At 31.5% G+C, this 14,837-nt stretch carries 15 protein-coding genes; 11 read left to right on the forward strand and 4 right to left on the reverse strand.

The window, feature by feature from the left end:
- Positions 1-335 precede the first annotated feature (335 nt).
- The 4 genes from B7R67_RS20400 to B7R67_RS20415 are packed head-to-tail and all read left to right on the forward strand — an operon-like array spanning position 336 to position 3,023.
- The gene (locus tag B7R67_RS20400; protein ID WP_088072830.1) at positions 336-884 is read left to right on the forward strand and encodes an RNA polymerase sigma factor; all 549 of its coding nucleotides are present in this window, start codon (positions 336-338) and stop codon (positions 882-884) included.
- A complete protein-coding gene (locus B7R67_RS20405; RefSeq protein ID WP_088072831.1) occupies positions 881-1,345 on the forward strand; it encodes a hypothetical protein in 465 nt (154 codons plus the stop codon). The genes B7R67_RS20400 and B7R67_RS20405 overlap by 4 nt, the downstream gene beginning before the upstream one ends.
- Before the next feature lie 14 nt (positions 1,346-1,359).
- Entirely contained in the window at positions 1,360-1,815 is a 456-nt protein-coding gene (locus tag B7R67_RS20410; protein ID WP_142289599.1) for a hypothetical protein, read from the forward strand.
- On the forward strand, positions 1,812-3,023 hold the full coding sequence (locus B7R67_RS20415) for a DUF4097 family beta strand repeat-containing protein (protein WP_088072833.1): 1,212 nt from the start codon (positions 1,812-1,814) through the stop codon (positions 3,021-3,023). Before B7R67_RS20410 ends, B7R67_RS20415 begins: the two co-directional genes overlap by 4 nt.
- Before the next feature lie 111 nt (positions 3,024-3,134).
- Here B7R67_RS20415 and B7R67_RS20420 read toward each other — a convergent pair whose 3' ends face one another.
- The 3 genes from B7R67_RS20420 to B7R67_RS20430 form a co-directional block, all read right to left on the reverse strand.
- Positions 3,135-3,800: a DUF2642 domain-containing protein gene (locus B7R67_RS20420; RefSeq protein WP_088072834.1), complete on the reverse strand. Its 666-nt coding sequence runs from the start codon at positions 3,798-3,800 to the stop codon at positions 3,135-3,137.
- 32 nt (positions 3,801-3,832) lie between these two features.
- Positions 3,833-5,191 (reverse strand): arsenic transporter, encoded by a 1,359-nt coding sequence (locus tag B7R67_RS20425; RefSeq protein ID WP_088072835.1) that lies wholly within the window; start codon positions 5,189-5,191, stop codon positions 3,833-3,835.
- Between the two features lie 255 nt (positions 5,192-5,446).
- The gene (locus B7R67_RS20430; protein WP_088072836.1) at positions 5,447-5,776 is read right to left on the reverse strand and encodes a DUF1904 family protein; all 330 of its coding nucleotides are present in this window, start codon (positions 5,774-5,776) and stop codon (positions 5,447-5,449) included.
- A 247-nt stretch (positions 5,777-6,023) separates the two neighbouring features.
- Here B7R67_RS20430 and B7R67_RS20435 point away from each other — a divergent pair, with 247 nt between their 5' ends.
- The 5 genes from B7R67_RS20435 to qoxD all read left to right on the forward strand — a co-directional run bounded on the left by B7R67_RS20435 (position 6,024) and on the right by qoxD (position 11,074).
- The gene (locus B7R67_RS20435; RefSeq protein ID WP_088072837.1) at positions 6,024-6,710 is read left to right on the forward strand and encodes an alpha/beta hydrolase; all 687 of its coding nucleotides are present in this window, start codon (positions 6,024-6,026) and stop codon (positions 6,708-6,710) included.
- A gap of 651 nt (positions 6,711-7,361) precedes the next feature.
- On the forward strand, positions 7,362-8,261 hold the full coding sequence (qoxA, locus tag B7R67_RS20440; RefSeq protein ID WP_088072838.1) for a cytochrome aa3 quinol oxidase subunit II: 900 nt from the start codon (positions 7,362-7,364) through the stop codon (positions 8,259-8,261).
- Entirely contained in the window at positions 8,261-10,228 is a 1,968-nt protein-coding gene (qoxB, locus tag B7R67_RS20445; RefSeq protein WP_088072839.1) for a cytochrome aa3 quinol oxidase subunit I, read from the forward strand. Before qoxA ends, qoxB begins: the two co-directional genes overlap by 1 nt.
- Complete coding sequence (locus B7R67_RS20450) at positions 10,206-10,796, forward strand: cytochrome c oxidase subunit 3 (RefSeq protein ID WP_088072840.1); 591 nt, start codon at positions 10,206-10,208, stop codon at positions 10,794-10,796. Before qoxB ends, B7R67_RS20450 begins: the two co-directional genes overlap by 23 nt.
- Positions 10,793-11,074, forward strand: a complete 282-nt coding sequence (qoxD, locus tag B7R67_RS20455; RefSeq protein ID WP_088072841.1) for a cytochrome aa3 quinol oxidase subunit IV — start codon at positions 10,793-10,795, stop codon at positions 11,072-11,074. The genes B7R67_RS20450 and qoxD overlap by 4 nt, the downstream gene beginning before the upstream one ends.
- A gap of 84 nt (positions 11,075-11,158) precedes the next feature.
- Here the strand turns inward: qoxD and B7R67_RS20460 are convergent, their stop codons facing one another.
- The gene (locus B7R67_RS20460) at positions 11,159-12,376 is read right to left on the reverse strand and encodes an MFS transporter (RefSeq protein WP_088072842.1); all 1,218 of its coding nucleotides are present in this window, start codon (positions 12,374-12,376) and stop codon (positions 11,159-11,161) included.
- 133 nt (positions 12,377-12,509) lie between these two features.
- On the opposite strand from B7R67_RS20460, the gene B7R67_RS20465 reads away from it, so the two are divergent.
- Together B7R67_RS20465 and B7R67_RS20470 are read left to right on the forward strand one after the other, a co-directional pair.
- Positions 12,510-13,184 (forward strand): DNA alkylation repair protein, encoded by a 675-nt coding sequence (locus B7R67_RS20465; RefSeq protein ID WP_088072843.1) that lies wholly within the window; start codon positions 12,510-12,512, stop codon positions 13,182-13,184.
- 272 nt (positions 13,185-13,456) lie between these two features.
- Positions 13,457-14,662, forward strand: a complete 1,206-nt coding sequence (locus tag B7R67_RS20470) for a D-alanyl-D-alanine carboxypeptidase family protein (protein ID WP_088072844.1) — start codon at positions 13,457-13,459, stop codon at positions 14,660-14,662.
- Positions 14,663-14,837: the final 175 nt, after the last annotated feature.

The following is a 14,837-nucleotide window of genomic DNA, read 5'->3' on the forward strand; positions in this document are numbered from 1 at the left end:
AGTGGAAATGAACATCACTCAACTTCCTTTACGAAAGTTTAGCAATTATTTGACAAGATTATTTTTCAAAGCGTGTAAAAACTTGTTTAATCAAACAAGTTTTTTTCATGTCGATTAAAAATGAAAACCCAAAAAGATTAACCTTTCACGGGTATCGCCTTGTTGATTAATCTATCTAACTTACGTTAAAAGATTAGATAATTTACCATTATAATTTATTGTAAGAACAGGGAAAAATAGTTAAATATAAAAGTTTTAAAAAAAATATAAATTTTTTGCAGGGTTTTTTAAATGATGATCGTCTAAAGTTATGGAAGAGGAAAAGAGGTGATGCAATGGAGTCGGATGAGCAATTAGTAAAAAATATATTAAACGGGAATAAACAACAATTTAAAGAGTTAATTTTAAGATATCAATCTAAAGTATTTGCAGTAGCATTAAAAGTTTCTACTAACCAAAAAGATGCTGAAGATATTTCGCAGGAAGTCTTTCTCCAATTGTATCGTTCTCTCGAAAACTTTAGTGGGGAATCAACTTTTGCAACATGGATCTATCGAATAACAATGAACAAAGCAATCGATTTTAAACGAAAGCAAGTAAGGCTACAAGAACATGAAACAGGTGAGTTAAACGCTACTATACCTGGAAAAAATATCTTATCACCAGAAGAAGCTTTACTAAAAAATATAGATAAAGAACTTATTCATTCGTATTTAATAGAATTGCCACCAGCATATAGCGATGTGTTGAAGTTATATTATTTTGAGGAACTTACTTATGGAGAGATCGCTCTAAAATTAAATGTAGCCGTGAAAACTGTAGAATCACGTTTATATCGAGCCAAACGATTATTAAAAGACAAGCATAAAGGAGGGATCATTTGAAACATTTAACGTCTGATCAATTAGTTTCTTATCAACAAAATAAACTTTCAAATAAAGAATCTCTTTTGCTTGAACAACATTTAAACGGTTGTGCTTCATGTCAAGCTGAACTTGAGCTTCTTATAGAACTAGATGAAGTATGGATGAACCCGCAAAATTTCAGTTTTACAGATGACTTTGTTAATGAAATTTTGGAACAAACTGATTCAATTCAAGTTAAGAAAAAAGATCACATAGAAAAGACTAAACGTTTTAATTCGAAAAAAATTCGCTTTCTACATTTAGTTTTAGCTGCTGCAGCAACATTTTTATTTTTCCAATTTCAATTAACAGAGCGAATATCGAACTCTAATCGTCATGTTGTACAAACAATTGACCAAACTTCATCATTAATTGAAAAAAGTGAAAAAATTACGATATCAATTCCAATTCCAAAAATACTGAAAGGAAATAAAAAATAATGGAGGAACAAACATTGAAAAAAAGAAAAAAATTAGTTTATTTATTATCAATTTTACCTGGGCTTGGTCACTTTTACTTAGGCTTAATGAGTCGTGGCTTACAATTTATGCTATTGTTTTTTGGAACAGTTTTTTTAACTCATATCGTTTCAAGTTTCGGTTTTTTTATACCTGTAATTGTTTTTTATAGCTATTTTGATGCTCTACAATATCATAGTAAATATCGTGAGGATATTGAATTAGTAGATGAGCCTTTACTGAACCACCAATTTAAGGTTAATAAATTTTTTATTGGTTGGATTTTAATTGGTTTTGGTTGTTTATCATTATTAGAAAACGCTTCTGATTATCTAGTGAGACATTACAATATTTTTATCGACTATAACTTAGTGCAAAATTTATTAATTAGTGTTGTATTTGTTGTACTTGGTATTAAATTATTAACTGGAAAGTCGAAGAAAGAGATATGAGAAATTGGAAGGTTGGTTCGATAACAGCGGGAATCATATTAATTGCAATTGGTTTACTATGGTTTCTTCAAAATTTTATTTCAATACCTTATGCAAAGCTTCTTATTAATTCTTGGCCTATTGCTTGTATTTTATTAGGTATTGAAATCCTATTTTTTCATTTAGTTAGAAAGGAAGACTCTCTTCGTTTTCATGGGTTTAGTATCTTCTTACTAATTATAATGATGGTTGTTTCAATTATTTTTAGTGTTAGTCATCTGTTTATTAAAGAAATCGGTTATACGTTTCAAACGAAAAGAGTTGATATAAATGATCATCAAACGATTTCTTCATCAATAAAAGAAATTGTCATTCAAGCGAACGATGGCGAAATAAATGTAAATGGAACCGACTCCAACTCGTTAAAAGTTAATGGTACGATCAGAATACCAGATGATCATAAAAACAACAGTGTGAAATTAAAGGATTATTATTCGGTAAAAACGGTTGGAGATAAACTGATTGTAGAGTTAAATGGTGATGATAATCAGTTCTTCCATTTTGATAATGAAAAAGCAGAATTAAATATTGAATTACCAAAAAGTATTCTAACAAATATTAAAGTAGATAATGGTTCTATTGATGTATCGAACAAAGAGAATCAGACAGTTATTAATTCAAATGATGGTCAAATAAATATTGAGAATATAACTGGATATTTAAGTGCAAAAACTAAAAACGGTTCAATTAGCTTAACGAATGCAACTTTAAAAAATGACAGTGAAATTGAATCAAATGATGGGGAAATCACAATCAAAAATATCTCTGGCTTTCTAAATGCAAATACAAGTCAAGGTAGCATTACGATGATCCATGCAAAAATGGAAGGTAAAAGTGAGATTACTTCGAATGATGGTGAGATTAACTTGCGTGATTATAAAGGAGCACTTAACGCAAAAACAAATAATGGTTCAATCAATTTAGAAGATGCATTATTAATAGGCGACAGTAAAGTAAGTTCTGATGACGGGGAACTACAAATCGACTTATTAAATGATAATAACATTACAATTAATGCCGCAACAAATGATGGTAGTTTTAATGGGAATATAGGCTGGAAAACTAGAAATAAAGAAGAAAATCGTTCGAATCAAGCGGCTGTTGGAAATGGCCAATATCACTTGAATTTAATGACTAGAAATGGATCGATTACCGTTAATAAAGATTAGAAGAATAATAAATAGGAAGTTTTATAGTTTTAAGCCCCAAGAAAATTCTTGGGGCTTAAAATTTACAAAAAAAAACCTTTAATTACAAATCATATTAAAGGTTAATTCAAGTTATGGTAAATGCACTGATTTAATATGACCTAGTTTTAAATAAACATTTTCTCCACTTGCGACGGAAAGTTCTAGTTGGTTGTTTTCAACTTTATTTAAAAGACCAATTTTCATTGGATCTGTTCCACCGTCGAAAATCACAAGCTTTCCAACTTCTTTTTTTAGCTGACTTTCCAATGATCTGAGCAAGGGGTTATTAAATGGATGGATGACTAGACTCTCATCACTTAAATTATAAGGGATCACTTTATGGTTATAAGGTGTTATCCATTTTAAATGTGATAAAGAAATATACATTGTATGAAATACAGGGGAGTAAAAAACCAGATAGTCACTCATAACGTTCATTATATAGCCATGAAACGTTATATTACCTGTTACATAGATTTCGGAAAATATCCCTTTTGCATTTGATAAAATTTTTCGATAAGAGATTGTCTCCATTTCTTGCGTTATAGATGGCTGAAGTGGATTCTTTATTTTTTCTTTTAATTCGTTGTTTTGATAAACCATATGGATATGCATCCAAGGGATATAGTAATATTTTATACCGTTAAACAGTACTAAAATATCTTGTCCTAAATCAGTCAGAATTCCTTCAAAAATTACATCTCCGGAAAACTTTACTGAAACTTGTTCTCCAAGCAATGATGAAACATCACTCACTTTAATCTCCTCCTAAAGGTTAAAGCAATTAATTAATGTGCAAAGACTAATTGTACCCAATAGTATAAAAGAAATAGAGTAAATAAAGTTGTTAAAGGGATAACAATTATTGTGACACTTAAATAATCTTTCCATTTTACTTTAATTTTGTTTTGTTTTAAGATGTGCATCCAAATTAAGGAAGCAAGTGTACCTATCGGTAAAAGTAAAGAACCCATATCACTTCCGATGATATTGGCAAGATAAATTGTTTTTAAAGTGATAGGATCTAAGCCCATCTCCGTTAATGTTATCGTTCCAATCATTAGAGCGGGATGGTTATTAAAGAGATTTGATAAAACAGTCACTAGCCCACCCATAATAAAGCTTGCTTGGAATAAACCTTGATTTACAATAGGTTCACAAACTTTTACTAAAAACTCAGTTAATCCAGCATTATGAAGCCCGTAAATAATAACGTACATTGAAAATGCAAAGATTAAGATTTGCCATGGTGTCTTTTTTAAAATATCGACTGGATTTGTTCGTAAATGGTACCATCTCCAAATCAATAAAATGAGGGAGCCAAGAACAGCAACGAATTCAATTGGGATTGAAAGGAAGGATGCTACAAATATTAAACATCTCATTAGGAATACGAAAGCAAGTACTTTTAACATAAATCTTGTACGTTTCTTTTTTGTTTCAACTGATATTTTTGTTTTTAAAGGGTGGAAGTTTTTTATAAAGAACGATTCTTCAATGTCATCTGTTGAAATAGGTAACTTTTCGGGTAATTTATTTTTTAGTACCAAGTACATGATACAAGACATAAATAATAAACCTAAAGTTGCTGGTACAAACATCATCGCAGTATGCATATAAAGAGTCATATGCACAATTTTTAAAGCAATTAAGTTTACAATATTACTTACTCCAATCGGTGCGCTAGAAGCTGTTGCAATAAGCGCTCCGGATAATAAATATGGAATCTGTTGGTGTGGTTTAAGTCGAAGGTTTTTTAATAGTAGGATTAAGATTGGAGTTGTAATTAAGATACTGCCATCGTTATTAAATAGTAAGGTCATCAAAAAGCACAATAATTGGATATACCAATATAAACGATAGCCTGAACCTTTTGCTAAAGTAACTAATCGAGCAGCAGACCAATGGAAAAAACCAAAACTTTCTAAAATAACTGCCATAACAATAGTAGCAATAATTGTTATGGAGGCTCCTCCTATTTTACTAATAATATCAAGTAGGTCAGTTCGACTTACAATACCAGTAATTAGGATTACACCTGCTCCAATTGCAGCAGGCCAAGCTTCGTGAATTCCTTTTGGTCTCCAAAATATAACAGCCATCGTCATAACAAAAACACATGCAGCCATTACAATTTCAAAATTCATTTTTATTCACCTTTCTCTAATCGGTAGTATTTTTTTTGCTTCCTACTTGTCCGATTAATATACTAATATTCAAATTCAGTAATCATGTACTTAGTTAGTTAACTATTTTTTTTAGTTTGTATGTTTGTCCATCTAGTTGGAATGACCTGAAATGACGGTGACCTATAGGTACAGATGACCTAAAAATATGAAAAATTTAAAAAAATAAAGGCCAGCATATTCGCTAACCTTTGTTATATTGATATATTAAAATGATTAAGAAAATCTTTTTCCATTTAGATAATAGCTTTCTTCATCATATGTAATAAATGCAACTTCATATTCAGGGATATTTAATGTACTTACGTATTTATCAATGGTTGCTGCAAAACGATCTCTTGTTTCAATTCCCCGTTCAAACCATCTTACTTCAATAAACGGAAAGCTTTCCACAATTTCACCATTAAAAATTGAAGTTGAATGAATACAATCAATTGTAAAATTATCTGTTCCACATTCGCATAATTCGGCTAGTTCTTCGATGAGCTGTTTACTGATTTGGCAAATATTATTTGTTGATATTCCTTTAATTAATAGTTGTGGCATTTTTGTCCCACCTTTTTTTCATCAATTATAACTTATTTACTGATTAAAGTATAAATTGGCGTTGAGTATTAAAATTAAAACATGATAAAGGACAAGTGGAACCAATTCTGTTTCTTTACCAAAAGTCTTTGGTAGGAGAGGTGCTTTGAACTTTTTAATGTAGGATTTTTTCATCCTTCCATTGAATACTATTAAATGAATTGTAAAGTGGGTCAAATAACCTAAAAAATGTGAAAAGGTGAAATGAATGAAAACAATAGTGATTTGTCATGGTATGAGTTCAGGCGGTTGGGCTTGGCAAGAAGTAAAAAGCTTATTAGAAAAAGAAGGGCATATTGTTTATGCACCAACAATGACTGGTTGTGGAGAAAGAGCTCATTTAGCGAACAAAGACGTTGATTTGAATCTAGCAATTGAAGACATCGTAAACGTAATAAAATATGAAAATTTGCAACATGTTGTTTTAATTGGTCATAGCTTTGGTGGCGCTGTGGCTTCAGGAGTTGTTGATCAAATTCCAAATTTAATAGATGAAGTAATTTATTTAGATGCAATGTTATTAAATGATGGAGAAGCAGTTGTTGACCTATTTCCGGAAGAAATTTTAAATTTTCTTCAAAGATTAATTGATACAAAAGGTGATGGATGGAAACTACCCGTAGTTCAAGAGGATAGATATGATAGTAGACAAACTGATCATCCTTACAAATGTTTTATTACACCGCTTTACCTAAAAAATAAGGAATTACATAATATTAAAACTTCCTACATAAATTGCACTGAAAAAGACCGAAATCCATTTTATTATGGGATTTTTCAATCAGTCGAACGTGCAAAAGAAAGAGGCATGACAATTCACAATCTTAAAGCAGGACATATTCCTAACATTGAAAATCCTTCTTTAATCGCTCAGTTTTTAATTGGATTAATATAATCTTTAATTAAATTTCGAGTAGGAGAAACTATGCTTAAGTTGACTAGTATTCTTTAAAGAAGAGATCATATCGAGAAAAAAAAGAACGAGTGGTATTGATAATCATTTTCATTTGTGTTAATCTAATAATAGTAAAAGTGGAATACGATCCAAGCCCCCCAATCCTAAAGAAGAGAAGAACACGCTAGGACAATCGTTATTCTCTCAAAAAAAATTAATATCCCTGTTATTTAACGCAGATTTTTCTGCGTTTTTTTTTTATGTGCAAAATGTGAATAGATTTTTGAAAATTCACAGAAATTATTATACTAATTTACTAATAATAAACTTTTAAAAGTGTGAACAAAAAATTAACAAAATCTAATATTTGTCTAAAATGTGAACGCGTGAAAAAGAGCACAAAGTGGTTTTGACGTTGATATATATATGTTTTCTGCAAAAATCGATATTTGGAAATATGTCTAAAATGTGAACAGTGAATTTTTCCTTTCAAAAAGGTAATTAATTGTTTGTTTTTTTAATTAAAGTATCTTACTATAACTGTGGACATTGTTTGTCATTTTGGTGACAATTTATAAAAATACTTAAATAAGAAATAATTTTAAAAACGTTTTTGAACTTTTTACTTACATTAAGGGAAGGAAGAATGAGATGAAAAAATTTCTAATGAGCATGATGATCATGCTGGTTGCCATCGTAATGGGTGCTTGCGACAAGATTGCAGTTCTTGATCCAAAAGGTCCTGTTGCTAAAACACAAGCAGATACGATTATCTTCTCAATGTTGATGATGTTAGGGGTTTTACTAGTAGTTTATATTCTTTATATTGTCATTCTATATAAATATCGTGCTAGTAAACTACCTAAAGATTACGAACCTCCTCACGAAGAGGGAAGTAAAACACTTGAAATTATTTGGACAGTTATTCCTGTTATTATTGTTGCTGTATTATCAGTAGTTACAGTTAAAACAACCAATGCGGTAGAAAGTGTACCTAAAGGACATGAAAATGATAAACCTTTAGTTATTTATGCAAGTTCTTCAAACTGGAAATGGCATTTCTCATATCCAGAACAAGGTATTGAAACAGTAAACTACGTGAATATTCCTACAGATAGAAATGTAGAATTCAAACTTTATTCATTCGGTCCAATTACAAGTTTTTGGATTCCACAATTAGGTGGACAAAAATATGCAATGAGTGACATGGTAACTAAACTTAATTTTGTTGCATCAAATGAAGGCTCATTCATTGGTAAAAACAGTAACTTCAATGGTAAAGGTTTTGCTGGAATGGAATTTGAAGTACTGGCAATGAATCAAAAAGATTTTAACGGTTGGGTAAATGATGTTAAACAAACAGCTCCTGCTTTAACTGAAAAAGAGTTTAATAAATTACTAAAAATTGAGCATTTAGGTAGAAAAACATATTCTTCAACTCATTTAGAATTTAGACCAGCTCCAGAAGGTAATAATGCAGGACATCAACATGGTTCTATGAAGGATTCATCTGATCACCATGATATGGATAATATGGAGGGGATGAAATAATGGGTTTCAAGTGGGATCACTTTTTTGTAACAGGTGAACCAATGATCTATGGTGCAATGGTAAGTATCGTTGTTGTTTCGCTTGCTATTGTAATTGGTTTAACCAAATTTAAAAAATGGGGTTATTTATGGAAAGAATGGTTAACTACAGTTGACCATAAACGAATTGGTGTTATGTATATTCTGTGTGCATTATTAATGCTTTTCCGTGGTGGAGTCGATGCGTTATTAATGCGAGCACAATTAGCAGGTCCAGATTTAAAAATATTAGATGCACAGCATTATAATGAAATTTTTACAACTCACGGCCTAATTATGATTCTGTTTATGGCAATGCCTTTCATTATTGGTTTAATGAATATTGTTATTCCATTACAAATCGGTGCACGTGACGTAGCTTTCCCATATTTAAACGCAGTTAGTTTCTGGTTATTCTTTGCAGGTGCAATGTTATTAAACTTAAGCTTTGTTATCGGTGGATCTCCTGATGCTGGTTGGACTTCTTATTTCCCATTAGCAAGTAAAGAGTTCAGTCCAGGAGTAGGAAATAACTATTATGCTATTTCACTCCAGATAGCTGGTCTAGGTACATTAATGACAGGTATTAACTTTATCGTTACGATTTTAAAAATGCGCGCACCAGGTATGAAATTAATGAAAATGCCAATGTTTACTTGGAGTATTTTAATTACAAACGTAATTATCGTATTTGCTTTCCCAGTATTAACAGTAGCATTAGCATTAATGATGTTTGACCGCGAGTTTGGTACTCAATTCTTTACAATGGCCAACGGCGGTAATGATATGCTTTGGGCGAACTTGTTCTGGATTTGGGGACATCCTGAAGTATACATCGTTATTCTTCCTGCTTTCGGTATTTATAGTGAAATTATTTCAACTTTCTCTAGAAAGAATTTATACGGATATAAGAGTATGGTTGTCAGTATGATCGCCATTTCTGCATTAAGTTTCGTTGTTTGGGTTCACCATTTCTATACAATGGGTCAAGGCGCAGTAGTAAATGGTTTCTTTAGTATTACAACAATGGCAATAAGTATTCCAACTGGTGTAAAAATCTTTAACTGGTTGTTTACTTTAAGGAAAGGTAAAATCGAATTTACTGTTCCAATGCTTTATTCACTAGCGTTTATTCCAATCTTTACAATCGGTGGGGTAACAGGGGTAATGCTAGCAATGGCAAGTGCAGACTATCAATATCATAATACAATGTTCTTAGTTGCTCACTTCCATTACGTATTAATCCCAGGTACTGTTTTCGCAGTAATTGCAGGTTTCTACTACTGGTTCCCTAAAGTATTTGGTTTCAAATTAGATGAAAAAATCGGTAAGATTACATTCTGGACAATTATTACTAGCTTTAATGTAACATTCTTCCCATTATTCTTATTAGGATTAAAAGGTATGACTCGTCGTACTTATACTTATAGTGCAGAGTCAGGGTTCGGACCATTAAACTTAATCGCTTCAATTGGGGCAGTAGGTTTAGCAATCGGATTCGTCTTACTTGTTTACAATATTTATTACAGTGTACGTTATGCACCAAGAGAAACAACTGGTGATCCTTGGAATGCAAGAACTTTAGAATGGGCAACAAGCAGTCCAATTGCTCCTTATAATTTCGCAGTAATTCCAAAAATTGATTCATTAGATCCATTCTGGAAAAGTAAAAAAGAAGGTACTTCATTACTTGAAGGTGAAATCAAAGATATTCATATGCCAAGTAATAGTGGTATACCATTCATTTTAGGTGCAGCATTTATGGCATTTGGTTTCTTCTTAATTTTTGAATGGTGGGTTCCAATGATTGTATGTGCAGTACCAATTGCACTTTGCTTAATTGCACGTTCATTCCAACGCGATCATGGCTTCCATATTCACAAAGAAGAAGTTATTGAAACAGAGAAAAAATTACGAGGTGATCACTATGAACAGCAAGCCTCTGTATAGTCTAGGTGAAGAAAGTTCTAATCGAATTCTAGGCTTCTGGATATTTTTAGGAGCGGAAATTGCTTTATTCGGTACATTATTTGCTGTATATTTCACTTTAGCAAATAATACTGGATCAGCACCTACTCAAAAAGAATTATTTGAGATGAAAGGTGTAATGATCGAAACATTTGCCTTATTAACAAGTAGTTTTACAATCGGTTTAGTAGTTAACGCGATTAAATTGAATCATAAAAAAGCTTTTATGAGCTTCCTTATCTTAACGCTTGGATTAGGTGCAGTCTTCCTTGGAGTAGAGATTACAGAATTCTTTACTTATGTACATGAAGGTGCAACAATCCAAAGTAGTGGTGCTCTATCTGCATTATTTGTATTACTAGGTACTCACGGTGCTCACGTAACATTCGGTATGTTATGGGGAATTGCAATCTTAATTCAAACGTCTCGTGAGGGAATTACAGAAACAACAGCAAATAAAACATTTATTTACTCTTTATACTGGCACTTCTTAGATGTAGTGTGGATTTTCATCTTTAGCTTTGTATATGTGAAAGGACTGATTGGATGAGCGCATTATTCCCTAAGCATCAAGTGGTTGGCTTCATCCAATCACTTGTTCTAACAATCATAGCTTTAAGTGTTTACTATTTAAATTTACCTTTTAATGTTTCATTAATTATTCTAATTGTAACTGCATTATTACAGGGTGGTCTGCAATTAATCGTATTCATGCATATGAATGAAGATGAAAATAAAAGTGTATTATATATCAATTTAGGTTATGCGGTTTTTATAGCTATAACAATTGTATTCGGTACTCTTTGGACGTTAATTTGGGGTATGTAATAAAAAAAGCTCTTCGATCAATCGAAGAGCTTTTTTTTATAGTATTTCTAAAATAGAAGGTTTCATTTCTGCCTGCATATCCTGCTATTCCTGTTGTTTCCTGCTCTTATCGTTTGGAAGCATAAATGCTACTAAACCTAATAATGGTAGGAAGCTACATAAATTCATTACGAATTTAAGGCTAGTTGCGTCAGCGATTACGCCTAATAATACAGCTCCTAAAGCACCCATTCCAAATGCTAAACCAACAATTAGCCCACTAACTAAACCAACTTTACCAGGAACTAATTCTTGAGCGTAAACTACAATTACACTGAAAGAACTGGAGCTAATAATACCAATTAAAAATAAAATTGGTATGACTGCCAATAAAGAAATGTGAGGCAATAATATAGCTAAAGGGAAAGTACCGACTAATGACAATAAAATCACATTTCGTTTTCCAAAGCGATCTGCTAATGTACCTCCAAAAAATGTACCAATCACACCTGCAATCATAAAAATAAATAAATATAATTGAGTGCTTTTAATCGATAAACCATAGCTTTTAATTAAATAAAATTGGTAATAGTTACCGATTCCGGCTGAGTACCAAGAACGAGCAAAAGTAATAAAAATTAATAATAGTATGGCGAATTTAACTGCATTTGTGATTTTAACGCCTTCATTTGAAGTTTGACCTTTATTTTTTAGTTTAAATGGATTCTCTTTTAACTTATTTCGATACCATGTTGATACGTAAATTAAAACGCAAATCCCTATTCCGGCTAAAATCGTAAACCAAGCTGCTCCTTTTTGTCCTAATGGGACGAAGATTAACGCAGTAAATACAGGAGCTAATGAGTTACCTGTATTTCCACCAACTTGATAGATAGCTTGTGAAAGTCCTCTTTTTGATCCAGAAGCTAAAAAAGCTACTTTAGAGCCCTCAGGATGGAAAATGGCAGAACCTATACCAATCAATAGGACTGAGAATAAAACAATTAATAGATTAGGTGCAAATGCTAAGCAGAGCATACCTAATAAACTTGATGTCATACCAATCGGAAGTAGAAAAGGTGATGGCTTTCGATCTGAAAAAATTCCGAAGACAGGCTGCATTACAGAGGAGGTCATATTTAATGCAAAGGCTATGAATCCAATTTCTGTATAAGTTAAATTCATTGTTTTTTCTAAAATTGGAAAAATGGCTGGTACAACAGCTTGCATTGAATCATTTAATAAATGGCCTAAACTAATTGCAAATAGAATATGATACATTGTCGTTTGATTAATAACTTTTGTATTTACTGCTGGTTGCATAAAATCCTCCTTTCATATTAACTTATTTATCATAAACTAATCTTCTAAAAATTAACACAATTTTGTCTCATCACTTTTCTTACTTCCCGATGGATGATTATAATGTAGTAAACAGTATTGTAAGGAGTATGAGATGGACACTTATTCAAAAGATTTAATGGTTTTTTTTCGACAGCATCAAAATGATGAAAATCGTCCAGCAATGGAGGCTTATATGCAAAATAAATTTTCTTTTCTAGGCATAAAGGCGCCAGAACGAAATAATTTATTAAAGCAGTTCAGGTTGATAAACGGAGAACCACCGAATTTAAATTCAATTCAAGATATATGGGATTTGAAAGAAAGAGAATTTCAATACATTGCTCTAACTTTTTTAGACCGACAGCATAAAAAAGCTGAAATTGAGCGAATAAAATTATATGAACAATTAGTCGTTGAAAAGTCTTGGTGGGATACAGTTGATACAATTGCTGGTCGGTTAATTAGTTTTCACTTTTTAAAGTATCCAGAATTGATTGATGAATATGCCAACAAGTGGATAAACGATCATAATATGTGGTTAAACAGGGTAGCATTATTATTTCAAATGAAATTTAAAGAGAATACCGATCAAGAACGGTTATTTCGTTACTGTAAATCAATGTCACAAAGCAAGGAATTTTTTATTCAAAAAGCGATAGGATGGGCATTAAGAGAATATTCACATATCGATCCAATTGCTGTAGAATTTTTTATTAATCAAACTGAATTATCACCTTTAAGTAGAAGAGAAGGATTAAAACAAATTGAAAAATTAAGAAAGGAATAAATCTGTCGATTTTCCGGGAAATAAATAACGAATTAATTTTTAAATGGGAAAAATGTAAAATTTTGAGCAGTTGAGACCAATGTAGGAAAAGGGTATAATAGGAGCATTATCGATTTGTAAAATGTTTTTAAATCTGAATAAATAAGTTATTTTTACGTGAAAAGGTATAATCCATATCATTATTCTTTTATGGAAACTAAAAGTACGATTCATTAAAATGAATGTACTTAAGAATTAAGAGAAAAAGCTTAAAGGAGATTTAGAGTTTAAAGATGAGATTTACTTTTTATAATATATTTAAAATTAGTCTTTGTATTTGGTTTACTTTCTGCTTATTCATACAAGGTCGTGTCCATGCTGAGGAGTTAAATCTATTTAGTGATAAAGCGATTACCATGTTAGCGGATACTGGAGAAGTTATCTATAATAAGAATGCAGATCAGACTGATTTCCCTGCAAGTACAACTAAGATTATGACGGCTATTGTTATGATGGATCATTTAAAGAAAGGTGATTCAATCATAATGACAAAAAGAAGTATCCAAGAAGAGAAAAGTAATTCACAAATACTTTTTTCTGAAGGAGAAGTGTTGGATCGAGATACAGCATTAGAAACAATGATGATCTTAAGCGCGAATGATTTAGCTTATGCAATTGGTGAAAGAGTTGGCGGCAATATGGATAACTTTGTAAAAATGATGAATGAGAAAGCTAAAAAAATAGGTGCTACTCATACAAATTTTATGAATCCAAATGGATTGCACAATCCAAATCATTATACTACAGCTCATGATTTAGCTTTGATCACAAAAGAAGCACTAAAATATCCCTTAATTATGAAAGCAATGGGGACTAAGGATGCTCATATTAATACTTCGATGCAAAAGAATGTTTATATATTTAATCGTGGAAAAATGTTTAAAAATCCGTATTTTTACGCAGGTAAAACAGGGTATACAGATACAGCAAGGAATACTTTAATTGAAATTGATAAAAAAGATGGACAAACGATCATTAATATATTGTTGCGCTCGTCAAAACCGCAATATTTAAAGGATATTAAGTTATTGGATTCATACGCATTTTCAAGAATCCATAAAAAAACTTTGGTAAAAGAGAGTGATTGGAATAAGCAACTGACAATTAAAAATGATAAGATTCAAACAAAAATAAGTAAGGATTTATCTTTTTTAACTGCTTTTAATCCGAATACTCATTACGAGATAAAAGTGAAGCCGATGCAAACACTGTCTGAGAAATATAAGAAGAATGGCATTAATAATAATCAAAAGCTTGGTAAGGTTGAGGTGTGGGCTAATAATAAACAACTTTTTAGTACGGATTTATTAGCTGCTAAATCGTATGATCGACCTACATTATTAACCTTAAATACATTATTAATTGCCGGATTAATAATTTTTCTTTTTGTAGGTGTCTTTTTTATCACTAAACCAAAGAGAAAAAGAGAATATATATGAAGAGCTTGAAAAATAGAAAAAGCAGGATTTAAGGGGAAACTAAGATTATTTCTTCTATTCCTGTTTTTTTATTTGTTATTTGTCATTAAGCAAGCGTTCTGTTGATTTCCACTGCAGGGTGCTCGCTTTCCGTTGGGCGTGAGCTGAGCCTCCTCGGCAAGCCTGCGGGGTCTCA

It is taken from the genome of Gottfriedia luciferensis, from assembly GCF_002156865.1.
In the GTDB taxonomy this organism is placed as follows: domain Bacteria; phylum Bacillota; class Bacilli; order Bacillales; family Bacillaceae_G; genus Gottfriedia; species Gottfriedia luciferensis.